23 protein-coding genes are annotated in these 23151 nt (G+C 39.9%); 2 read left to right on the top strand and 21 right to left on the bottom strand.

Going from position 1 to position 23151, the window contains the following annotated elements:
* Nucleotides 1-30: 30 nt before the first annotated feature.
* The 21 genes from DBU79_RS00385 to DBU79_RS00285 form a co-directional block, all read right to left on the bottom strand.
* A complete protein-coding gene (locus tag DBU79_RS00385) occupies nt 31-684 on the bottom strand; it encodes a restriction endonuclease subunit S (RefSeq protein ID WP_154411191.1) in 654 nt (217 codons plus the stop codon).
* Nucleotides 681-2720, bottom strand: coding sequence for an HsdM family class I SAM-dependent methyltransferase (locus DBU79_RS00380; protein WP_154411190.1), 2040 nt, complete (start codon nt 2718-2720; stop codon nt 681-683). The genes DBU79_RS00385 and DBU79_RS00380 overlap by 4 nt, the downstream gene beginning before the upstream one ends.
* Before the next feature lie 32 nt (nt 2721-2752).
* Nucleotides 2753-3328: a ComF family protein gene (locus DBU79_RS00375; RefSeq protein ID WP_154411189.1), complete on the bottom strand. Its 576-nt coding sequence runs from the start codon at nt 3326-3328 to the stop codon at nt 2753-2755.
* On the bottom strand, nt 3316-3891 hold the full coding sequence (gene tmk, locus DBU79_RS00370; RefSeq protein ID WP_154411188.1) for a dTMP kinase: 576 nt from the start codon (nt 3889-3891) through the stop codon (nt 3316-3318). Before tmk ends, DBU79_RS00375 begins: the two co-directional genes overlap by 13 nt.
* A 1-nt stretch (nt 3892) precedes the next feature.
* Nucleotides 3893-4366 (bottom strand): pantetheine-phosphate adenylyltransferase, encoded by a 474-nt coding sequence (gene coaD / locus DBU79_RS00365; RefSeq protein WP_154411187.1) that lies wholly within the window; start codon nt 4364-4366, stop codon nt 3893-3895.
* Nucleotides 4366-4929 carry a UbiX family flavin prenyltransferase gene (locus DBU79_RS00360; protein ID WP_000780113.1) on the bottom strand — a complete coding sequence of 188 codons (564 nt, stop codon included), beginning with the start codon at nt 4927-4929 and terminating at the stop codon, nt 4366-4368. Before DBU79_RS00360 ends, coaD begins: the two co-directional genes overlap by 1 nt.
* 9 nt (nt 4930-4938) lie before the next feature.
* Nucleotides 4939-5571 carry a flagellar basal body P-ring formation chaperone FlgA gene (gene flgA, locus DBU79_RS00355; RefSeq protein ID WP_412018769.1) on the bottom strand — a complete coding sequence of 211 codons (633 nt, stop codon included), beginning with the start codon at nt 5569-5571 and terminating at the stop codon, nt 4939-4941.
* A 20-nt stretch (nt 5572-5591) separates the two neighbouring features.
* Nucleotides 5592-7637, bottom strand: a complete 2046-nt coding sequence (gene uvrD / locus DBU79_RS00350) for a DNA helicase UvrD (RefSeq protein ID WP_195834198.1) — start codon at nt 7635-7637, stop codon at nt 5592-5594.
* Entirely contained in the window at nt 7637-10177 is a 2541-nt protein-coding gene (locus DBU79_RS00345) for a tetratricopeptide repeat protein (protein ID WP_154411184.1), read from the bottom strand. Before DBU79_RS00345 ends, uvrD begins: the two co-directional genes overlap by 1 nt.
* A gap of 9 nt (nt 10178-10186) precedes the next feature.
* Nucleotides 10187-11434: a serine--tRNA ligase gene (serS, locus tag DBU79_RS00340; protein ID WP_134890497.1), complete on the bottom strand. Its 1248-nt coding sequence runs from the start codon at nt 11432-11434 to the stop codon at nt 10187-10189.
* Complete coding sequence (locus tag DBU79_RS00335) at nt 11435-12232, bottom strand: carbon-nitrogen hydrolase family protein (protein WP_134890496.1); 798 nt, start codon at nt 12230-12232, stop codon at nt 11435-11437.
* 3 nt (nt 12233-12235) lie between these two features.
* Nucleotides 12236-12505, bottom strand: a complete 270-nt coding sequence (locus DBU79_RS00330; protein ID WP_134890495.1) for an exodeoxyribonuclease VII small subunit — start codon at nt 12503-12505, stop codon at nt 12236-12238.
* Nucleotides 12506-12514: 9 nt separating this feature from the next.
* Nucleotides 12515-13255, bottom strand: a complete 741-nt coding sequence (gene ubiE, locus DBU79_RS00325; protein WP_154411183.1) for a bifunctional demethylmenaquinone methyltransferase/2-methoxy-6-polyprenyl-1,4-benzoquinol methylase UbiE — start codon at nt 13253-13255, stop codon at nt 12515-12517.
* 27 nt (nt 13256-13282) lie between these two features.
* The gene (gene hemJ, locus DBU79_RS00320) at nt 13283-13729 is read right to left on the bottom strand and encodes a protoporphyrinogen oxidase HemJ (RefSeq protein WP_154411182.1); all 447 of its coding nucleotides are present in this window, start codon (nt 13727-13729) and stop codon (nt 13283-13285) included.
* A gap of 14 nt (nt 13730-13743) precedes the next feature.
* Complete coding sequence (locus DBU79_RS00315) at nt 13744-14313, bottom strand: YigZ family protein (RefSeq protein ID WP_154411181.1); 570 nt, start codon at nt 14311-14313, stop codon at nt 13744-13746.
* Nucleotides 14300-15430, bottom strand: a complete 1131-nt coding sequence (locus tag DBU79_RS00310; RefSeq protein WP_154411180.1) for an ABC transporter permease — start codon at nt 15428-15430, stop codon at nt 14300-14302. Before DBU79_RS00310 ends, DBU79_RS00315 begins: the two co-directional genes overlap by 14 nt.
* Nucleotides 15427-16524: an ABC transporter permease gene (locus DBU79_RS00305; protein ID WP_154411179.1), complete on the bottom strand. Its 1098-nt coding sequence runs from the start codon at nt 16522-16524 to the stop codon at nt 15427-15429. The genes DBU79_RS00310 and DBU79_RS00305 overlap by 4 nt, the downstream gene beginning before the upstream one ends.
* Before the next feature lie 11 nt (nt 16525-16535).
* Nucleotides 16536-17525: an HlyD family secretion protein gene (locus tag DBU79_RS00300; RefSeq protein WP_154411178.1), complete on the bottom strand. Its 990-nt coding sequence runs from the start codon at nt 17523-17525 to the stop codon at nt 16536-16538.
* An 11-nt stretch (nt 17526-17536) separates the two neighbouring features.
* Complete coding sequence (locus DBU79_RS00295; RefSeq protein WP_154411177.1) at nt 17537-19069, bottom strand: TolC family protein; 1533 nt, start codon at nt 19067-19069, stop codon at nt 17537-17539.
* On the bottom strand, nt 19066-20415 hold the full coding sequence (locus tag DBU79_RS00290; RefSeq protein ID WP_154411176.1) for a hemolysin family protein: 1350 nt from the start codon (nt 20413-20415) through the stop codon (nt 19066-19068). Before DBU79_RS00290 ends, DBU79_RS00295 begins: the two co-directional genes overlap by 4 nt.
* A 98-nt stretch (nt 20416-20513) precedes the next feature.
* Complete coding sequence (locus tag DBU79_RS00285) at nt 20514-22115, bottom strand: inorganic phosphate transporter (protein WP_154411175.1); 1602 nt, start codon at nt 22113-22115, stop codon at nt 20514-20516.
* Nucleotides 22116-22255: 140 nt separating this feature from the next.
* Between DBU79_RS00285 and DBU79_RS00280 the strand changes: the two genes are divergently transcribed.
* Both DBU79_RS00280 and DBU79_RS00275 read left to right on the top strand, forming a co-directional pair.
* The gene (locus DBU79_RS00280; RefSeq protein ID WP_000569296.1) at nt 22256-22525 is read left to right on the top strand and encodes a NifU family protein; all 270 of its coding nucleotides are present in this window, start codon (nt 22256-22258) and stop codon (nt 22523-22525) included.
* 11 nt (nt 22526-22536) lie between these two features.
* Nucleotides 22537-23148 carry a histidine kinase gene (locus DBU79_RS00275; RefSeq protein WP_079368476.1) on the top strand — a complete coding sequence of 204 codons (612 nt, stop codon included), beginning with the start codon at nt 22537-22539 and terminating at the stop codon, nt 23146-23148.
* The last annotated feature ends 3 nt before the right edge of the window (nt 23149-23151 follow it).

Here is a 23151-nt window from a genome sequence, read left to right as displayed (position 1 = left end):
ACAAATCCCCTAATTTGAAGCTTTGCCATGTTAAGCCGCATGGGGTATTACCCCCCCCCCCCCAGAATTTTTGCCGTCAAAAAGGTTAAGGGCGTTTTCTTCATCGTTAGAAAGGGTGGTGTTTGATAGCCCTGTAGCTTTTAAATAAGCCTCAAGTTCGGCGAGCCGACACTGCTCAAGTTCGGCTATGAATTTTTCCATGAAATTGAAATCAATATCCTTAAGGGTTTGAGTTTTAGCGGTGGGTTTTAGGGGTAGTTGGATTTTAAAATTATTATGTTTTAATTTAGAGCTAGATAATTGTGTTCCATAGGTAAATTGACCATAAAAACACTTATTAAGTTGATTGGCAAGAAATAATCCTATCCGTTTTGTAAGAGTACGATTTTTTAATTTTAAGACATGGACTTTCATCTCTACGCTTGCCAAATAAGGGTGATAAAAACAATTGCCAAAAAAATTTACGCTGATAAAATTTTCAAAATGCCTTGCTTTCTTATTTTTTAAGGTGTCAAAATGACCATAAACGCCATTATTATCACTTTTAACTGATATGCGGACAATATCACCTTTTGCTAAATCCTCTTGGCTTAATAAAGAGCCAGTGTAGATCTCAAACAAATCCCCCAATTTGAACTCGCCCCACTTAATAGCGTTGAGCTGGCTACTAAGGGGGCCAATCACTTTGGGGGCGTTTGGTTTTTTAAAATCAAGCCCACTTCATAAGAAAGGTAATCGGCTATCGTTCTTTTAAAATCCTCTAATTCGGGTTTAGTGTCATTCTTTTGGTGGGCTTCAAAATTAAAGTCTTTAGCATGCTTGTTTTCGCGCGGCTTGGCGATAAAGTCTTCAATATAGATCGTTTCTAAAGCACCCCACAGCTCTTTAGAGACTTTAGCGTTTAAGCCGGCTTTGTAAATTTTAATGATTTCTTCGTAGCGTTTGGTGGGGTTAGAGGTTTCATTTAAGCCTCTTTTGGTGCGCTTGAAACCATCGTTTCTAAAGTCTATGAATTTAACGGGTTTTTCATAGTCGTGCGGCTCATGGGCTTTAAAAATATAGACGCTTGTTTGCACCCCGGCTTGAGGCATGAATAAATCGGTGGGCATTTTAATGCTCGCTAAAAGCGAATGCTTTTTTAAAATTTCAACATTGGATTTTAACGCTTGCCCGCTCCCTGCGCTATCTTGGATAATGATCGCGCCTAAACCGCCTTTTTGCATATGCTCTAACCCGAACTTGATAAAAGGCATGCCGTTTTCTTCGTAGCTGAAAGGAGGGTTTAATAAAAGGATATTGGGCTTAAAATCTTCATAAATCTTTTTACTGGTTTCAAAAGTGTTGCCTTTGATGATTAAACTTGATCCATCGCCTCTTAAAATCATGTTAGTGGTGGCTAGAGAAAACATTTCAGCGTTAAGCTCCACGCCTAAAAGTTGCGTGGTTTTCATGGCTTTGATTTTTTCGTTCGCTTTAGTGGTGTTTTTACCATAGGTTTTTTCAATGTCTTCAATCATTAGCACCATAGAAGAAATTAAAAAGCCCGCACTCCCTGCAGCTAAATCCATCACAAAGGATTTCGCATTAACCCCTAAAAGCTCGCTCATCATTTTAGTTACATAAGGCGGGGTTAAAACAATGCCTAATTCCTTACCATCCCCTAAAGCGTATTTTAAAAATTCGCTATAAAGTTCGCCCATGATGTCTAAATGACCGGTATTGTCGCTTTCATTAATGGGCTTATGGACAAACTCATAAAGAAAGGTAAAAATTTGCTTAGTGATGCTTTCATCTTTTTCTAAAAGCATGCTTATGGCTTTATCCAGGCTCGTTTCTTTATCGCGCTGCGGATCTTTACTGATTTCTTTAAAACTAGCGAGCATTAGTTCTCGTTTTTCTTCGCTCAAGTTTTTGGTTTTCAAAAATTCGCTAATTTGGTTAAACACTAAAACACCATCACGGCTAGTATCGGTCAATTCGCCTTTTAAATCGCTTGGTTTTAAGCCCTCTTTTTTGCCCTTAATTTCTTGCATGGATAAAAGCATGCCGCTCACATATAGCACGCGCTGAGGCGCTGTGATGTTGTGGTTATGCATAAGGCGGTTGAGTTTTTTAGCGGTTTCGTTTAGATCGGCTTTGGTTTTGATTAAGATAAAATGTTTTTCTTCTTCAGTGAGCGTGCATTCTTTATAAAAAGCGTTAAACGATTCTTGATTTTCTAAAAAATGCAGGTTTTTAGCGTTAGTGAGTTTGTGCGAATTGATCCCGCTCGCAAAAACATAATACACTTCTATCAAAAGGTTTTCTTCATCATCGCCGGCTATGCCTATAGCGATACATTCTTTATACTTTTCTTTGTTTCTTAGGATATTTTGAGCGTAGTGTAAAGCCCCATTCACGGCGCATTTTGAAATGGAATGATCATCGTTTTGCAATACGCTGTTTTTGAGCTTTTTTAAATTTTTAGCGTAGAGTTTGTTTTCTATGATGATAGGGATAACGCTCTCTTTATTTTTAGGGTGCGTGTATTTTTCTAAACTGAAATCTGGCTCGCCATAAGAAGTTTTATCTTTAGTCTTACTCGCATTCAAAAGGGCGTTTTTAAGGCTAGGACTCATTTGGCTTTTAACATTAAAATCCTTATTTTTCATAAGCCCTAATTTTGTCAATTCTTTTTTAACATAGTCATCAACATCATCTTCTAACCGAAAAGCTTGCATGGTTTTATCCTTTTAAAAATTAAAATTATAACTCATTCATCCGCGCTGCAAAGAGCGATTGCAAAGTGTGCTTTTGTGTTTAGGGTTTTAAGGTATTTTAGGGCTTCTTTTAGGGTGGTGCCGGTGGTGATAATATCATCTAATAAAAAATAATCTAAAGTTTCATCGCCTTTGAAGGTGAAATCCCGTGGGTTATTGGCGCGAAATTCTAAGCTTTTCCCGGCATACGAAATAGTATTATTAGCCCTTAAACGCCCGTAAGTGGGCTTTAAATTGCCTTGACAAAAGCCTTTTAAAAGCGCGGCTGAATGCGAGTAAAAGGATTTGATTTTATCATCAATGGCGATGCCATAAAGGGGGGTAGTCAAGCCTTTTTCTTTTAGGATTTTCACAAATTCCGCGCCGGCTTTTTGAGAAAGCAAGGGCAAAATGCGAGAGCCAATCAGCGCGTATTTGCTTTTAATAAGTTCTTCTATTTCGCTATAAGCGTAAAAACTATACACGCTCACGCCCTCTAAAACCCTTACTTTTAAGCTTAAGGGCAGATCGTTTAAGCAATTTGGGCAAAGAGGCTTAAAAGAAAGCTTCAAACAGGTTAAACAACGCATTCTATAAAGACGGCGATTTTCTCGTGCAAGTTTTTAACGCTTTCTTTGGCGTTTAGTTCCAAAACTTCGCACCCGAATTTTTCTTTTAACGCATAAGCGTGGGTTTTGATCTTTTGCTGGATATGAAGTAATTTTTCTGCGCCTTGGTTTTCTATTTTGTCTAAACTTTTAAGGCTTAAGCGCTGTTTTAAGCCCTCTTTGTCTATGAGTAAAAGAACGATTTTTTCAGGCAAGATGCTTTGAGTGGCAAGCAGGTTTAATTCTAGGCTTGAAAACTCGCTATAAGCCATGCCAGAGATCAAACTCCTGTCGCTAATAATGAGTTTTTTTTCTTTCAATGCCGGTTTGATCACGCTTTCTGTATGCTCAGCCCTATCGCTTAAAAATAAAAACGCTCGGGCTAATTCACTGATATTTTCATTCAAAGCGATACGCCTTAAACTCTCGCCTATTTTTGTCCCCCCTGGCTCTTTGGTAAAAAGGGCGTTTTTAAACCTGTTTTTTAATAATCCTACTTGAGTACTTTTGCCCGCGCCATCAACGCCTTCTAACACCACATACATTTTAAACCTTTGAAATCAAAGGATAAATTTCTTTAGGCACTAAATGGCTCGCATCGCCCTTATGCGCGATAATGGATCGCACGATAGAAGAGCTGATGAAAGCGTTTTGTAAAGTGGGCATGAAATACAAGGTTTCTAATTCGTGGTTTAAGGATTTGTTCGCATAACCCATTTGCAATTCGTATTCAAAATCGCTCACCACCCTTAAGCCCCTAACTAACACCTTACAATGGTATTCTTTAGCCAAATTAGCTAATAGCCCTTCAAACGCAACGCATTCTACATTTTTAAAATTTTTAGTGGCCAGTTGCATCATTTTTAAACGCTCATCTAAACTAAACATGGGGTTTTTAGCGCTTGAGTGCGCCACAGCGACAATGAGCTTTTCAAACAATTCGCTAGAGCGGTGGATGATGTCTATATGCCCGTTAGTGACCGGATCAAAAGTGCCTGGGTAAATGCCGATTTTTTGCATCAGTTCATTCCCCATCGTGGGTATAAGTCATTTTCTATCCCTAAGCTGTCAAACCACTTCCCCACTAAAAAATCTTGCATCGCTTCTAAAGTCTTGCTCTGGGTGTAATAAGTCATCACAGGCGGCGCGATGATCGCATTAGAATGGGCGAGTTTGAGCAAATTTTCCAACATGATAGCGCTTAAAGGCATTTCTCTAGGGGCAATGAGTAAGGGACGCTTTTCTTTAAGCATCACAGAGGCGCTCCTAGAGATCAAATCCCCTCCAAAGCCATGCGCGATTTTAGCCACCATGTCCATGCTCGCTGGAATGATCGCCATTTTATGGATACCATAACTCCCTGAAGCGATGCTTGCATGAATGTCTTGCTCGTTGAAAAAAGTCGCGCTAGGCCGTAAATCTTTCATGGCGTTTTTAAGATTGATATTAGATTCTTCTAACGCCACGACATGCGCGTTCTTAGACGCCACGACAAAAACTTCAATTTCTTTGGGTAATTTTTCTAAAAACCGCAAGGCTAGGGGTATCCCGCTCGCCCCGCTGATGCCTAAAACTAATTTCATGAATGTCCTTTATAAGATTTGCGCTTTAGAGCTGCTCAACACTTTTGCTTTTAAGATTTTATTGCTTTCTAAATTCTTGGCTTGAATGATTTGATTAAGTGCGCCATTTTCTAGGGCTTTTAGGCTTATTTCTATGCTGATTTGCCCCTCTTCATACACCCCGGTGATGATGTCGTTTTTACGCACGATGATTAAGGCTTGGGTTTTATCCATGCTTAAAAGCGTGTCAGGGGGGATAAAATTTTTCGCGCTCACTCTATCAATCGCACCCTCTAATAAGGGGTTAGAAAGCGCGCCAAACAAAACGCGCTCTTTTTTGGTATTGCTAGCGGTGATGTTCTCGTCTTTTTTAATCGCGCTTATGCTTTTAAAAGCCTGCATGCTGCCTATCACGCTATAACGCACCGGTAGGCGTAAATTAGGCTCATTTTCCAATCTTAAAAACACGACCCCATCTTTTTTAAGCTTGTTAGAAGCGCTCAATTCATAGCTTAAAATGGGAGCGTTAGAAAAGCGCTCTGGGATTTCTAAGTTAATGGTTTCAATTTCTAATTTCAAGTCTTGGTATTCTTTAAGGTAAATTGCTTTAATCTCTGTTTTAAGCGTGTTGGTATCCATAGCTAGTAGCGTGCGTAAAACCATGAAAAAAAGGGTTAAAATTTTCAAAACCCGTTATCCACTTTTTCTACAAATTTTTCTGAGATTTTATCATAGACATTCCCTCCGCAATTGATTTTCAAGCACAAACCGCTCAAGCCTTTTTCTACGCCTAAAACCCTACCGGTGCCAAAAATCTTATGTTTGATTAAATCCCCCACTTTAATGGGCGTGTTTTTTTTATGATCCTGTTTAGGGGTTTGATCACTTTTGAGCAGCTTGGCCTCTTCTAAAAACACAGAGGGCGAGCAAGAAATTTTCCTCCCAAAATACGAACGCTCTTTGACATAAGAAAGTTGTAATTCTTCTTTCGCCCTAGTGATCGCTACGTAAGCCAAGCGCCTTTCTTCTTCCAAATCGCTTTCTTGATTGAACCCCCTATGCGGGAAAAACCCTTCTTCTAACCCGATCACAAACACATGCTTAAACTCTAACCCCTTACTCATATGCACGCTCATGCAACTCACTTTTTGCGCGTTTTCTGTATTATGGGTATCTAAAACGCTTTCATTCAAAAAATCCAGTAAAGAATGCGTGGGGTTAGTTTTAAAATGCTCTTTCACTAAGCTTAAAAGCTCTTTAACAAAGCCCTCTCTTTCTTCGTAATTGTCTTCTTTTTCATAGCTTTTTAAAAGGTTGGTTTCTTCTAAAAACCGAGCACAAAACTCCTCTACTGAAATTTCAAAAGCCTCCCTCAAACGCCCTATCATAGCGATAAATTTATTCAAAGCGTGTTCGTTTTTAGGGTTTAATTTGCCTTTAAACACCCCAAATTTTAGCGCTTCTTCTAAATTCAAGTCCTCACCATCTAAAAGAGAAAAAATCAATTCTTGAGTGATCTTGCCAAGGCCTCTTGAGGGCTTGTTTAAAACGCGCCTGATAAAAAAGCGATCGTCTTTTTTAGCCACTAAATGCATGAACGCCAAAGCGTCTTTAACCTCTGCTCTTTCATAGAAACTTACCGCTCCAATAAGCCTATAGGGGATATTCAAAGCGTTCAAGCTCTCTTCAATGCTGCGACTAAGCCCGTTTAAGCGATACAAAATAGCGATATTTTCTAAATTTTCGCCCTTCTTTAAAAGGGCTTTGATCTGATAAGCCACATCCAAGCTCTCTTCTTTTTGCGTCAAATATTCTTTACAAACCACGCTTTTATGCGAGCCTTTGAAACTTTGAAGCGTTTTAATATGGCGGTGTTGGTTATGGCTGATAAGGGAATTAGCACACGCTAAGATTTCAGCGCTAGAGCGGTAGTTGGTCTCTAATTTCACTATTTTAGCCCCTTTAAAATGCTTGGAAAAATTTAAAATGTTAGAAATATCCGCCCCCCTAAAACCATAAATGCTCTGATCGTCATCGCCCACCACGCACAAATTATGGTGCGTGAAACTCAATTGTTTTAAAAACTCCAATTGCAAGGCGTTCGTGTCTTGATACTCATCTACCATAATGTAATGGTAGCGTTCGCTAACCTCTTTGGCGAGTTTTTCATTATCTTGTAAAATCTTAAGGCTCAAACAAAGCAAATCGTCAAAATCCACTAAATTGTCTTTTTTGAGCGCGTTTTGATAAAGCTCATACGCTTTGTAACATTCGCTATCTTGCGCACTCAAATCCATCATGCCGTTTTTGATTTGAGAAATATTGGCTCTAAAGTTTGAAATTTTGAGCTGCTTGCACAGCGTTTTGACTTCATCGCTATCTAGCACCGAAAAATCGCACGTTCTTTTTAAAAGGCTCATGCGTTGCCTTAAAAACAGCAAACCAAAACGATGGAAAGTGCAAAGCAAGGGGGGGATAAGGGTTTGGTTTTTCAACAATTTCAAAGCCCTTTCTTGCATTTCTTTACTCGCTTTATTGGTGAAAGTGAGCGTTAGAGTGTTCTCGCTAGGCACGCCACAAGCGCCAATCAAATACGCCAAACGGCTCGTTAAAGTCTTAGTCTTGCCGCTCCCAGCTCCCGCTAAAATCAACAAAGGCCCTTGAATGTGGCTTGCAGCGATTTTTTGCGCTCCGTTCAAATTGTCTAAAATGCTTTTTTCAAAACCCATTATTCTAAAAACTCGCCCTTTTCTTCTTGGTTTAAACGCTCTTTTAAAAGGTTGGTGTCAATTTCAAAATCAAAATAAGGCGACGAAAAATCAGAGGTTTTAATGGCTAAAAAATGGTTTAGCGCTGATTTCAAGTCCCCCTTTCTTTGATACAACAACCCTAAAGCGTAACGGATATTTTCATTATTCGGATCGTCTAATTTCCCAAGCTCTAGCCATAAAGCGGCGTTATTGTAATTCTTTTGCGCGATATAGGTTAAACCCGCTAGGATTTTTAAGCGCACCTCATTGTCCTTAAGATCGCTAATTAAGTTTTGATACAACGCGCCCGCTTTTTCATACTGGCCTTGAAACAAACTCACTAGCGCTAAATTTTCTAACCAATCGTTAGGGGCTTCTCTCTCTTCTAAACTGGCGATTTTTTGCTCTAATAATTTTTCTTGATGATCCAAATCATTGACCATAAATCCCATGTAAGTGTAGAAATGACGCCCCAAAATAGGCCCTTGCATGGTTTGATCCCAACTGATTTTATGCGAATCTAAAAGGGTGTAAATGCTTAAAGTATGCCGGATACTCGCATCATAATACGAAACGATTTCATAAAAGATATTAGAGATGAGATCTTTAGGGAGCATTTTTTTTAAATTCCCAAAAGATTGCACCATCAATTTTTTATCCTTGCTCTCTTTAGCGAACACCGCTTCTAGCGCGTAATAAAAAGGGAGCTTTTTAGGGGCGTTTTTAAGCCAGTCCATATCCCAATTGGTGCGGTAATTCAAATAAGCGATGAGCGAAGATAGTAAAGCTTTTTGCGTGGGGCTAGAAAAATCCTGACTATAAAAATTCTCTGTGATTTCTCTTAAAAACTCCGTGGTGTCTTCGTGGGTGAAATGCGAGGCTAGAATTGCAAAAACCGCGCTCAAATAATCCGCAGAATTCAAATGAAAAGCCCTTAAAAAATGGAAATAGGCTTTGTGGTAATTTTCTAATTGCGCATAAATCAAGCCCGTATTATAATGCAAGAGTGCGTTATTGGGGCTGTTTTTTAAAGACGAATCAAAAAAAGAAAGGGCTTTTTTCAAGCGCTTGTTTTCTAACGCTTTCAACCCTTTGAGCGCGTTTTTATCCGCTATCGCCATCAAACGCCCCCTTTTAAAAGCAAGGCTTGCCCCCTCTAAATCCTTTTGTGCATCAGAGTCTAAAAGAAACAGCCCCTCTTCAATCACGCCTAAGGTTTCTTTAGAGTCTAAAACCTTAAAAGGGGCGTAATAAAAGAGCAAGCGGTAGATAAAATCCCTTTTGCCTTCAAAATATTGCGTGTTCCAAAAACGCTCTTTGGCTCTTTCTTTATCCAAAAAAACAGGGTTTATAGTGGGCTTGATGGGGTAAAAAGAGTTGGCTAATAGCGTGTCTTCTGGCGTGTGGCTGGCCAGTTTTAAGGCTTCGCTCGCTTTAAGGATGTCGCCTTTTTTCAAACTCACCAATTCCAAAGCCATTAAAGCGTTTAAATCTTTAGGGTAGTTGTGCAAATAATGCTGCAAATGCTCCAAAGCCTGCTTGTAATGGCCCAAACGCGCCTGCAAAAGCCCTAAAGCAAGCCCATCTTGGGCGTTGGCGCTTTTTTGCAATTGCTTATAAGCGTTCGTTTCATCTTTAAACATCAAAAACAATTTAGACGCTAGGCGCGCATTAGGTTTTAAAAAAGCGTTGGAATTAGGGTGCATTAAGGGCGAAAGGGCTTCAAAATACTCCCCGGCGTAATAGGATTTGAGCGCGTAAGCGTAGGAATAAAAAGACTTTTTATAGTCTTTATACAAAGTGTCTCTCGCAATTTTTAGATAATGATAATACAAATCCGCATCTTGCAAATGATAAGCGCTCACCAACGCATCAATCGCGCTCACGCTCGCGTTTTCTTTAGAAGCGATGCTAGAATCAAACAGATCCAACGCCCCGTTAAAATCCTTTTCTTTAAACTTAATCACCCCTAAATTATGGCTCGCAATCCCTTGCGAAAAAGAAGCGGCTTTGTCAAACAGGTGTAAGGCTTCATCTTTTTGCCCTTGCTCATACAAAAGGCTCGCTTTTTTCATGATCGCATCCACTTGATTTTCATCGTTTCGTTTGAGGGAGTCCTTGCCGATTAAATCGGGTAAATCTAAATTCTCTATTTGCCCCTCGGCTTGTGCGTTGTTAGCGTTATTGGTGTCGTTAGGCGTTTCGTTATTGGTGGTGGCGGTATTAGTTTGTAAAGAAGTTTGTTGATTTTCTTTTTTATGCCCTAGTAACAAACTCAAAGCCACAATGAGCGCGATGAGTGAAAGCAATATTCCAAGCGCGATATAAAGCTTTTTTTTATTGTGTAAGAATTGTTTGAAAAACTCTTTAGAGCTTTTGATTTTATTAATCGTCTGCTCCAAAGCCTGCTTCAAAGAGGGGATTTTAGAATGAATGCCCTTTAGGGGGGTTTCTTTTTCGTTTTTGTTTTCGCCCCCTTTTTCTTCTAATTCTTTAGAATTTTGCTCTTCATTCAGCACAAACTAGCCTTAAAGGTATTTTTCTAACGCCTTAGGAATATGAATGCTCCCATCCGCTTGCTGGTGGTTTTCCATTAAAGCGACCATTGTCCTGCCTACCGCTAAAGAAGAGCCGTTTAAGGTGTGCGCTAATTGGTTTTTTTGATTTTCTTTGAAGCGGATTTTGGCGCGCCTGGCTTGAAAATCCCTCGTGTTAGACACGGAGCTGATTTCTCTGTAGCAATTTTGCCCGGGCAGCCACACTTCAATGTCTATCGTGTTGCTTGCGCTAAAGCCTAAATCCCCACTGCACAATTGCACAAACCGGTGCGGCAATTCCAAAGCCCTTAAAATTTCGCTCGCGCTCTCTAGCATATATTCTTGCATGGCATCGCTTTCTTTAGGGTGCGTGATAGCCACTAGTTCTACTTTATCAAATTGGTGCTGTCTTATCATCCCCCTTGTGTCCTTGCCCGCGCTCCCTGCTTCGCTCCTGAAACAAGGCGTGTGTGCGGTCATTTTAATGGGGAGGTTTTCAACGCTAACAATCGTGTCGTTGTATAGATTGGTGAGCGTTACTTCAGCGGTGGGGATCAAATACAAATTTTCATTTTCTATTTTAAAAACATCTTCTTTGAATTTGGGTAATTGCCCGGTCCCAAAAAGCATTTTTTCATTCACTAACGCCGGCGTGTAGATGATTTCAAAGCCATTTTTTTCATTAAAATCCAACATTAAATAAATGAGCGCGCGATAAATTTTCGCCCCAAAACCCCTAATGACAGAAAAACGGCTTTTGGCGAGTTTCACGCCGCTTTCAAAATCAATCCAGCCGTTTTGTTGAGCGAGTTCAAAATGCTCTTTGGGTTTGAAAGTAAAAACCCTTGGGGTTAAGATTTTTTTAATTTCTATGTTGTCTTCTTCATTCGCGCCTAAAGGGGTTTTTTCATCCACTAGATTGGGGATTATGGAAAGCTTCAAATCAATTTGTTGCTCCAATTCGCCCACGCTTTTAGAAAGCTCATTCAATTTGATTTTATTGTTTTCTAGCTCTTTTTTGAGATCGCTTGTATCCACTTTTTGAGCCATTTTGATGCCAAATTCTTTAGAAACCTTGTTTTGAAAGGCTTGCAAGCCTTCTAGTTCAATGAGTTGCTTTTTATAATGCGTGATGACTTCGCGCAAACGCTCCAACTCATCACCCATCGCATGGTTACGCTTTTTTAAAGAATTAGCCACCTTGTCAAAATCTTGCAATAAAAGTTTTCTATCAATCATTCAACCCTCTTTAATCGTTCTAAAATGCCACAATTTAACCCATTCGTCTATATCGTTTTTATCTATTTGAGCGCTCAAAGCCCCCATTTTACCCTCTAAAGAATCTTCAATAGCGCCATTAGGCAAGGCCACAAAACTATCCCCATAAAATTTCCACAAAAATTCGTTTTTTTGATCTTCTTCTACAATGATCTGGCGATACGCTCCGATCCTATTAGCCCTAACCACCACGCAAGAAGCGCAAAAAGCGCGCATCTGGCACAAAAGCCGCCACCTTTCATTGGATTCAAAAGTGGCCACGCTGCTTAAAAGCACCACATCCACGCCCTGATTTTTAGCTTGAACCCATATTTCATCAAAATGCGCTTCAAAGCCAAACAAAGGGGCGAATTTCAAGCCGTCTCTTTCAAACACGAGCAATTCTTTAAAGGCGCTTTTTTCATTGTCAAAAAAGCTCTCTTCGTCCCAGTGAGGATAGGGAATTAAGCGTTGTTGTGTGTAATACTGGATATTTTCCTTAGAAATGAGGGCGATTTTTTTATAGATTTTAGAATGTTCTTCTAAAAGCACCGGGGCTGAAACGATCAAATCCAATTCTTCGCATTTTTGAGACAAAAATTCTATCGCTCGCTTGGACTGATCGCTGATTTCATTCACATCCAATCCCATGTTATGGTGGAAAAAGGGGTTGATCACGTATTCAGGCAACACCACCACGCTTTGCTTGGGTATGGAGTTGAATAAGGATTGCATGAGATTTTCTTCAAAAGACTCTAATTGCAAAGCAAACACTCGCATGCTTTAAGCCTTTTTGTCTAGCGTTTGGAGTTTTTCATGCTCTAAATAAGCGTTTTCTAAAAGCTTTTGAGCCAAAAACAACTCTTGCATGGCCGTTTTATACAAATCCATCCCGTCTTTTAAGGATAAATTGGGATCATTCAAGCGATCTATGGCTTGCTCTAGGGAATGAACATGCTCTTCAAAGCTTTTTTTAGGGGCGTTTTTAGTATTTTTAGTGTTCTTAGTATTTTTTTGGGGGGCTTTTTCGGTTTCAAATAATTCATCTTGCATAACATTCCTTTAGCTTTTTTTAACAAGCATGGTCGTTGAAATTTGAGCGATAGAATCTTCAGTCCTTAAAATCTCAAACCCTGCGTTTTTTAATTCATGCTTCAAACCCTCCAAACTCAAAAACCCCTCAATGGATTGCGGTAAATAAGAATAAGCGCCATAATTCTTACTGATAGCCCCTCCCACTAAAGGCAAAACCTTATTCGTGTAAAACCCTGAGATTTTATCCAGCCATGTGGGGTTGTCTTTTTTTAAAAATTCTAAAATCACTAAAACGCCCCTAGGCTTTAACACCCTAAAAAACTCTTTTAAGGCCTCTTGTCTTTCCACGACATTACGCAAGCCATACGCAATGGAAAGGATATCCACGCTGTTATTTTCAACGCCCTTTAAATCTTTGGCTTGAGCTTGGATGAAAGAAATTTTATTTTCAAGCTCTTCACATTTTTTAATGGCTAATTCAAGCATGTTATTAGAGGGGTCAATCCCCAAACACTCCTTAAACTCTATGCCGCAATTGAGAGCGCTTTTTTGCCAAGCTATGAGCATATCCCCTGTCCCGCATGCCACATCCACAAGCCTTAACGCTTTCTTGTTTTCCAAAAACAAAAACGCATGCTCGCAAGCCCTTTCTCGCCACTTAACATCTAAGCCAAAACTCATCAAGCGGTTGGCTTGATCGTAAGAGCTGGCTATATCATCAAACATGTTGATGATTTTTTCTTGCTTGAGGTGCTTTTCTTTTTTCATGACTTTTCTTTACTTCATGGCTTGTCTTTAAAAAGGCTTGACAACCACTAAAATCACAATGAGAATCATTAAAATCGTTGGAATCTCATTAAACACACGATAAAACCTTGCGTTTCTTCTTGTAGGATCTTTTTCTAGCTCGCGCATGCATTTTTTGCAATAAAAATGATAGGATAAAAGCAAAACCACTAAAGCCAATTTAGCATGCAACCAACCCCCGCTTTTAAAGAGCGTAGGCTCTATCAACAGCATTAAAATCCCTGTAATAAGCGTGAAACCCATAGCCGGTGAAGCGATAAAGGAATAAAGCTTTTTTTCTTGGATTTGAACCACTCCTACAAACTCCTTTTTATGCGCGTTTTCGGCATGATAGACAAAAAGGCGCGGCAAATAAAACAACGCCGCCATCCACGAAATGACCGCTATCACATGGAAAGCCTTAACCCATAAAAAATACCCGCTCAAAAATTCCATACTGCTCTCCCTAATCAAATATTATTTTGTTTTAAAAACGCTTGCAAATTTTCTCTCGTGCCGCTGATTTCCACTTCCACGCTTTGGTTTGAAAAATTCTTTTTGCTTAATTGTAAGCTAAATTTCTTAATTTCACGCTGAAGAGCGTCTAATTCTTTGTAAGAATAATGAGCGCTTAAAGTTTCTAACTCCACAAAATCCTTAAAAGCGTTTTCTCTTTTAGCGTTTTCTACGCACAATAACGCGCTAGTGGCATAAGCTTTCATCAAGCCCCCCACCCCTAAAAGCGTGCCTCCAAAATAACGCACGCTCACTAATCCTATATTGATCAAATCCTCTCGCCTCAAAACGCTAAGCACAGGCATGCCTGAACTCCCTTTAGGCTCGCCATCATCGCTAAAACCCTCCGTGATTTTGCCCTCTAAACAATAGCGGAACGCCGTTACAAAATGCGCGGCCTTAAAATGCTCTTTTTTCAATTGTAAAAGGGTTTTTTCAAAACCATCAAAAGGCATAAGATACCCTAAAAAGCGAGACGCTTTAGTCTGGTGCTTGGAAGCGATAAGATTTTTAAGCGTTTTCACAAGCTTTCTTTAAAGAGCTGAGTTTGAACACACTCCCTATAAAACTCGCAATAAAAATCGCAATAAGCACATAAAAATGGATGGAAACATCTATAAATTCCGCATGCATTTGATTCAACCGCCCTAGCAAACTAATCGCATGATAAGCAGGCACTATTTGAACGAACGCTTGTAAATAAGAGGGCAAGGATTCAAAAGGCCACACAAAACCCATCATAAAAATCAAGGGCAAAGAAGAAATTAAAACGATTTGAGTGGTGTGGGCTTCATTTTTGATCCATGCGCCTAAAAACAACCCCAAACTCAAGGTTGCAAGCATGAAGATGGAGCTATTCAAAAACACCATTAAAGTGCTCGCATGCCGTTCGATCCCATAAAAAGAAAACAACGCTCCAAAATACCATAAAATAAAAACGCTAAACGCTCCCATAAAGATCAAAAGCCTTGCAAATTGCCTTAAAGCGATTTGCTTTTTGTCTAAAAGGGCTAATTCCAAACGCCTGGAGCTGACAAACATGCTGCTTGCAATGAGCATCACCTGGTGTAAAATGAAAATAAACACGCTAGAGAGCGCGTAATTCAAATACCCCTCACTAGGGTTATACAAAGCGATAGGCCTAATCTTAATCCCGTCTGTCCCTAATTCAGCCTCTTCTATTTGAGCGTTGCGCTTAAACCTTATCTCATCATTTAAAGCGTTGATGCTCTCCACCACCGCATTCGCTAAGGCGCCATAAATCAAAAAGTAATTGGAATTCGCATAAAAATCTATCGTTACAGGCACTTGCTTATGGATATTGGCTTCAAAATGCGAAGGGATATGCAAGATCCCATAAACTTTTTCTTCTTTTAAAAGCTTTTTAGCTTCCAGCATAGAGGGGCTAAAAAAAGCGATTTCCAACTCGTTGGAGCTTTGCACCATGAAGGCTAATTGCCTGGAAAGAAAGGAATTGTCTTCATCTACAAGGGCGATTTTTTGCTGCGTTACGGTGTCTTTTAAATAAGGCAAAGGGTATAATAAACCATAGATTAAAGGCGCGCCTATAAGGATTAACAAAACGCCCTTATGAGAAACAATCGCCCTTAATTCCATTAAAAGGATTTTAAAAAAATTCATGCGCTAGCCTTGCCTTTTTTAAAAGAAAAATAAAAAATCAAAAGCCCTAAGACTAAAAAGATTAAAAAGAACACAAGCGGCATTAGAGAATTTAAAGACTCTGTAAAATCCGTCTTGTAATAGGCCTCTTGTAAAAAGAACTTCATAAAATGGCTAATAGGCAAGCAATGGCTCCAAAAACTCCCAAAAATTTCCATGTTGTTTTGTGGGTAAGTAACCCCAGCAAAAGCAAAACTTGGAGCGGTATAGACCCCAATCGCGCCAGCGGTTTCAATAACGCTTTTTGAAACGCCATAAACTAGCACCACAAACCCGCTCATAATGAGCGCCATTAAAACGACCGCCAAAAAGACCAATGACAAATGCGCATAATGCCCCTCCATGCCAATGAGATTAAAATAAAACGCCATGCCCATCCCCCAAAAGCTAAACACGCACACATTCGCTAAAATACTGATTAAAAGCTCGCGCATGTTAGAGATTTTTTGAATGAAATTGAGCATGCCAATCGCAATCAAAATAAGCCACATGCAAGGCAGCATCACGCTTAAAAGGTATTGCGTGTAATTGTTTTCTTCATTGTATAGTGCATGCAATTGCAAGACAATAGGCACCGCTTGGGCTTTAGCAGAAATCAAATTGGAATCTCGCACTAAAGCTTTGGTGGCTAAGGTTTTAGCGTCTAAAGTCAAAGCGGTTTGTAAAAAAGCGTTTTTGAGCGTTTTCCCCACTAAAACATATTCCGCATTATAATAAAAGGGCAAATCCACCTTTCGCCCCATTTTGATTTTTTTCTCTAAATCTTTAGGTAAAACTAACGCCCCATACACTTCAGCGGAGTTTAAAAAGCGTTTGGCTTCTAAAAGGCTAGCCACTTGGTATTTGATTTCAAGCGCGCTCGTTGCGCCTAATTCAAACGCTACCTGATGGCTTGTAGTGGTCTTATCTAAATCCACCACCACGATAGGGAGCTGTCTTGGGATTTCTTGTTTAAAGATTTGCGTGCCTAAAATCCCTAAACAAAAAGGCAATATAAAACACACGATAAACAAGAACTTGTCTTGTAAAACCCATGCGCTTATCAATCTGAACAAAACAATCCTTTCTAAGGTTTAATAGTAACTAACACGCTCATCCCTACCCTAAAATTTTCCAGCTTTTCTAAGGGTATGGCCTCCACTTCATAGCTTTTCATGTCGTAAGTGTTGGAATTATTCGTCGCTTTCCAAGTCGCAAAATCCCCCATCACGCTCAAATATTTGACCCTGAATTTCGCGCTTTTTTTCAACGCCGGGATATAGCCTTCAAATTCCTTACCCACCTTAAACTCGTTCAAATACTTTTCAGGCACGCTGATTTTTAGCCAACTATCCTTTAAATCAATCATAAGCACCACAGGAAAACCTTTAGGGCTAAGCTCGCCACCGCTTAAAAGCACATTACTCACTTCCCCATCAATTGGGGCTGTAGCTTTGACGTCTTTTAAATAAGACTCCACTTCATTCACTTGCCCTAAAGCCGCGCTCTCTTTAGCCTTAGCAGCAATCTTACTTTCAGAACTCGCCCCCCCTAAAGCCATTTTATACTTTTGGTAAGCCGCACTCTCGTTGTATTTGGTGCTTTCATAAGCCGCATAGGCTTCATCGCGCTTTTGCAAGCTCGCCACGCCGTTATCATACAAATCTTGAACGCGCTTATAAGTCTCTTTAGCTAAAGTGGCTTGAGATTTTGCCGCTTGCCAAATGTCTCTTGCAGAATTGATCGTTTCATCTCTTGAGCCTCTTTTGACTTCATCGCTAAGCGCTTTAGCGGCTTTATGCCCGGCTTCAGCTTGAGCGAGTTTGGCTTCTAATTCAGGGCTAGAAATGCTAAAAACCAAATCGCCCTTTTTAATGCGATCGCCTTTTTTGACAAACACCTTTTCAATGCGACCAGGGACTTTGGAACTCACGCTGTATTCTCTGGCTTCCAAAAACCCTTGCAGCACTTCAGCCTTAGGGCGATAAGCTAAATAAAAAAGCACGATTAGCCCTAATAATAAAGCCCCACCTCCTGTAAGAATCGCTTTATTTTTATCCAACATGCTGTTTGACATGATTTTTTCCTTTAATAAACAAATTCATAAAATAAATCAATATGATCGCTTAACGCCATTAAATTCGCTAATGAAACAATGTATTTATAAGCCACGCTTTTTTGCTCCACAATGATAGAAGAAAGCGTGTTCCTCGCATCAATGACTTGAGCGTTCGTGCTTAAGCCTTGTAAAAAAGCCTGCTCTTGGAGTTTTAAGTTTTCCTTGGCTAATTCCACGCTAGAAAGCAAGCTTTTGTATTCTTTCAAATAAGAAAGCGTCTCTTTATAAGTCTTATTCACTAATAATTCCATGTTTTTTTTAGCTTGGATTTGTTCGCTACTCATTTGCAACTCCGCTAATTTGCTCGCTTGGTATTTTTGGATACGCCCTGTGGGGGAGAGTATGGGCATGCGCCCGGCTACGCCCACAAACCAATTAGGGATCATGTCTTCAAACACCGAATTGTTTTGCTTCATAAGATAAGAGCCAAAAAAACTCACTTGGGGCAAGAATTTAGCGATCTGTAATTTCGTGTTTTCTTTAGAAATTTGAACCTGATTTTCTAAAGTTTTTAAAGCCGGGTAAGAATTGAGCGTGGAAGAAACAAAAAAGCTCAAATCAGGCAGATTTTTCTCGGTGTGGATCTCTAATTTGCTTGAAGGTGCTAGATCGTCCTTGCTGGATAAAATGGAATTGAACGAGAGCTGCGAAACTTCTAACACATCTTTAGCCTTAACGCTAGCGATATGGGCCTTATCATAAGCCACTTGAGCGCCTAATGTTTCCACCCTAGCGATTTGGCCTACTTTTTGCATTTTCAAAGCGTTTTGGAAATGCTTATAATGGCCTTTTTCTACCTCTTCTAAAGTTTCAGCCACTTCTGCGTTTAACACCATGCCATAATACACGCTCACAAGCTCTTGAAAAGTGGAGAGCTTTTTCAAGCGATACACTTCATTAGCGTCTTTTTGCATCAAATCCGCAATGTGCACCATCGTGAATCTTGCCCCACCCATATAAAGGGGATAAATAATGCTCAAAGCCCCAATCACCACATTTTGCTTAGAAAACAATAAGGGGGCTTCTAAAGTGCTGCTCAAAGCCCCAAAACCTTGCATCACCCCTTGCATGCCCGCTTGGATTTGAGGGGTTAATACTTGAGGGGGGATATTTTGCTGGATGTTTTGCAAGCCTTGATGGATCTGGTTGGTGGCTTTTTGCACGCCCGGTTGTTTTTGGCTAGCGAAATCCATTTTAATGGGGTTAGAAAGGTACACATAAAAAGCGCTCAAATCAATTTGAGGCAAAAAAGAAAGCTTAGCCGCTAATTTCATTTTACTCGCTCGTTTAATGGCGTATTCTTGTGCATGCAAGCCTTCATGGTTAGATAACACCCTAGCCCATGCGTTTTTTAAAGAGAGTTTTTGAGCGTTAGAATGGTTCAAAGGCACGCTGTCTTCAGCCAAATTCAAAGAAGAAGGCTCGGTTTGAGAAATCCCATCAACAGCGCTTAAAAAGTTATTGAATAATAAGCCCAATACAAAGAGGGTTGTTTTTTTCATGCTTCATTTTCTCCCTGATCTTGTTTAACCGCTTTTAAGCGTTTTATCCTGGCCCCATCCACGCTTAAGACTTCAAAAACATACCCATGCGAAACGATTGTATCCCCCTCCATAGGCATGCGCTCTAACAAGCTAAAAACATAACCCCCAAGCGTTACCTGCTCGCATTCTTTGTCAAATTCAATGTGAAGCACTTCTTCTACGCTCTCTAAATCCAGCATGCCCTCTAATTCAAACACGCCCTCTTCAAGCTTGTTCACGCCCTCTTGTTTCAAGTCGTATTCGTCGCTAATCTCGCCCATGATCTCTTCAATAATATCTTCCATAGTGAGCAACCCGGCCGTGCCGCCGTATTCATCAATCACCAAAGCGGTATGGATTTGCTCTTTTTTCATTTTAATAAGGATTTGAGAAATGGAAGCGCTCTCAGGGACGATGATCATTTTCCTAACGATTTGATTGAAATCATGCATTTTGGGGGTAAAAATAGAGCGAGAGAGCAAGTCTCTGATATGCACCATGCCGATAATGTTGTCTTTAGAGCCTTTACAATAAGGGTAGCGCGTGAAGCGGCTTTTTAAAACAATGTCTATATTTTCTTCATAGCTGTTTTCTTCGTCTAAACACACCATGTCTTTTCGTGGGGTCATGATTTCTTTAGCGCTCGTGTCAGAAAAATCCACAGCGTTTTTAATGATTTCGCCCTCCACTGAATCAATAATGCCCTCTCTTAAACTCTCGCCCACAATGATTTTTAACTCTTCTTCAGAATGCGTGCCGTCATGCTCTTTAGGATTGATGCCCACTTTTTTTAAAAAGAAATGAGCGATCACATCAAACAAGCGCACCACCGGGTAAAACACGACCCAAAACACATGCAAAGGGTGCGCGGCAAAAAGAGCGGCTTTTTCAGATTTAGCGATCGCTAAAGATTTAGGCACAATCTCGCCCAACACGACATGCAAAAAAGTGATGCTTAAAAACGCTATAACCACGCTCATTGAATGGATAAAAATAGGATTTTCTCTCAAATCCATAGACTCAAACAGCACGGCTAACAATTTTGCGATAGCGGGCTCACCCACCCAGCCTAAAGCTAATGAAGAAAGGGTGATGCCTAACTGCGTTGCGCTCAAATAAGTGTCTAGTCTTTGACTCATCTTTAAAGCGAGTTTAGCGTTGGAATTACCGATTTTAACCAGCTCTTCTAAGCGGGTTTTACGCACTTTCACAAGGGCAAACTCTGAAAGCACAAAAAAAGCGTTCAACAGCACCAATAAAAAAGCAACCATCAACATCAAAATTGATTCAGACGAATCCAAATAAGCTCCTTGATTCCTCCCCATGACTTTAAACCTAATGATAAATATAAAATAAATATAAAATCTTGGAATTTTAACATAAAAGATTAAGCCTAACTTTAAAAATCAAGCCTTTAAAAACCCTAGAAATACTTTTCTATAAAACCAAGAGCCACAAAAAGAAGCGCCCCTAAAAGTGCAGAAACTGGCACGGTTACCAACCAAGCGGTAACAATCTTTTTTAAAATGGAGCGTTTGATCACTTCTTCTTTATACACTTTTTTAAGCGACTTTTTTTCTTTCTTTTTCAATTCCAAAGCGATGGCGGTGTTCTTGCTTTTTTTCAAGCTCTCTAGCATGAGCGATTTTTCTTTCAAATTGGCTTTATCAAAGCGCTCTAAAAAACCTTCAATTTCTTCTAAATCTTCCCCAAAGTGCGCGGCTACAATGTTGTCTCTGATTCTAGCAAAACGCCTTCTTGATTGCTCCCTTAAACGCTCCCTTAAAAAGCCCACCCCAAACACCGCGCCCACCACAATATGCGTAGAGCTTACCGGTAAGCCTAATTGAGAGGCTAAAAGCACGGTAATGACCGCAGAAAGCGCGATGCAAAAAGCTTGCATTTTGTCTAATTCTGTGATTTCAGACCCCACCGTTTTAATGAGCTTTGGTCCATACAAACTCAAGCCTAAAGCGATCCCAGCTGCCCCCACTACCATAATCCACAACGGTACAGAGCTTAAAGTATTCCCCATAGGGCTATTTGCATCTTCTAAAGTTTGACTGATAGCCGCTAAGGGGCCTATAGCGTTAGCCACATCATTAGCCCCATGCGCAAAGCTTAAAAGCGCAGCAGCAAAAATCAAAGGGACATTAAAAAGCTCATTAATGCTTTCATGGCTATTTTCTAATTGCGGGGCTTTTTTTAACACAAATCTTTTAAAAAGAATAAAGATTAAAAGCGCAAGGATACAACCGCAAGCTAGCTGGATTTCAAAACCCACCGCATAGAGGCGTTTTAAAACCTTAACGATCAAATACCAACTAAATGTTAAGCTCATCAACGCTACCAAATAAGGCACGACCTTTAAAGCCGCGCTCTTTTTATCTTCTTTATAAGCGATAGTCTTTTTAATGAGCATTAAAAAAAACATGGCTATCAAAGCCCCCATTAAAGGCGAGATTACCCAACTAGCCACAATGCCGGATAAAAAATGCCAATTGATAGCAGACATTCCAGCTGCTGCCATTCCAGCCCCCATAATCCCCCCCACTACAGAGTGTGAAGTGGAAACGGGAGCGCCTATTAAAGTCGCTACATGCAACCACAACGCCCCACTCAAAAGGCTAGCCAACATGACATTGATGAAAACATGTGCATCATTAATAAATTCAGGCGAAACGATACGGCCCTTAATCGTAGAAACCACTTCCCCCCCAGCAATGATCGCTCCAAGCATTTCACAAATCGCAGCAATCAAAATCGCTCCGCCCATGCTAATGGCTTTAGAGCCTACGGCAGGGCCGACATTATTAGACACATCGTTCGCGCCAATATTCATCGCCATATATCCCCCAATCACGGCCGCAAAAATAAGCAACAATCCCTTAGAATTAGCCTGCCCAAAAATGAGAGCGAGCAAAGCGGCACCGATGAGAAACAAAAGAGCGAGAGCGATCTTTAAAGTGTCTTTTTGGAGTTTTTTGGAAGCTTTTTCAAACTCTTTGATGTTTTTAATTTCCATATCGTCATCAAAACCTTATCCTAATAGTGGCTCTATTCTATCCAATTAGCCCTTGAGCCACTCTTAAAAAGCGTTGTTTGATAAAAATGGCTCATTATATGGTATCTTAAAGTAAAATTTTAAAAATAAGGTTTTTAAAAATGATAGAATTTAGCGATGAAGATTTACAAAAACCGGTGCGTATTGTGATAGAAAAGATCCGCCCTTACTTGCTCAAAGATGGCGGTAATATTGAAGTGCTAGGGGTGAAAAGCATGAAAATTTATGTGGCTTTAGAGGGAGCGTGTAAGACTTGCTCTAGCAGTAAGATCACTTTAAAAAATGTCATTGAAAGGCAGCTTAAAATGGATATTCACCCCAATTTAGAAGTGGTGTGCTTAGAAAACGCTAAGGAGTTTGATAAGCTTTAAGGATTATAGGCATGCAAAAGTTTGATTATGAATTTAAAAAGCGCGCGTTGATTAAAGATGGCTTTTTAGCGTTCAAGCAAGCCCATTACGCTGAAGCGTTACGCCTTTTTTCTGAAGTTTTGTTTTTGGATAAAGACAACCAAAAAGCCAAAGTGGGGGCGTTATTAAGCGACATCGCTAAGGATTTCCCTAAAGAAGCCCATAGCTTTTATGAATTGTATCAAAGCTTGATCGCTATGCAAAAACGGAGTTTAAAAAACCAGGCTGAAGAGCAAATCATCAATTTGATCGCTTCTTTTGATGAGGGATTGAACCAAATGGCTGAAAAGATTGATGCGCAAATTTCTCAAAAAGGCGAGGAGTTGAACGGCATTTTGTATGCGGATTTCAAACGCTTGAGCCTGGAGCGCGGTTTTAAGGAAGCGTTTGAAGATTTGATGTTCAGCTCTAGGGTGATTTTTGACAATAAAGAGGATTTTTATGAATTTTTGAAAGAATTGAACCACTATGGCTATTATGAATTAGCGGTAAATTACATTGAAAACATGCATGAAGATTCTTTTATTTACGATAAATTTTTGCGTTCTCTTTTAGAAGACGCCTTAAAATCCAATAAGGCTTAAAGA

Origin of the sequence: Helicobacter pylori, from assembly GCF_009689985.1 — a bacterium.
Lineage (GTDB): Bacteria > Campylobacterota > Campylobacteria > Campylobacterales > Helicobacteraceae > Helicobacter > Helicobacter pylori_CG.
This window is presented reverse-complemented; position numbering and strand designations above follow the sequence as displayed.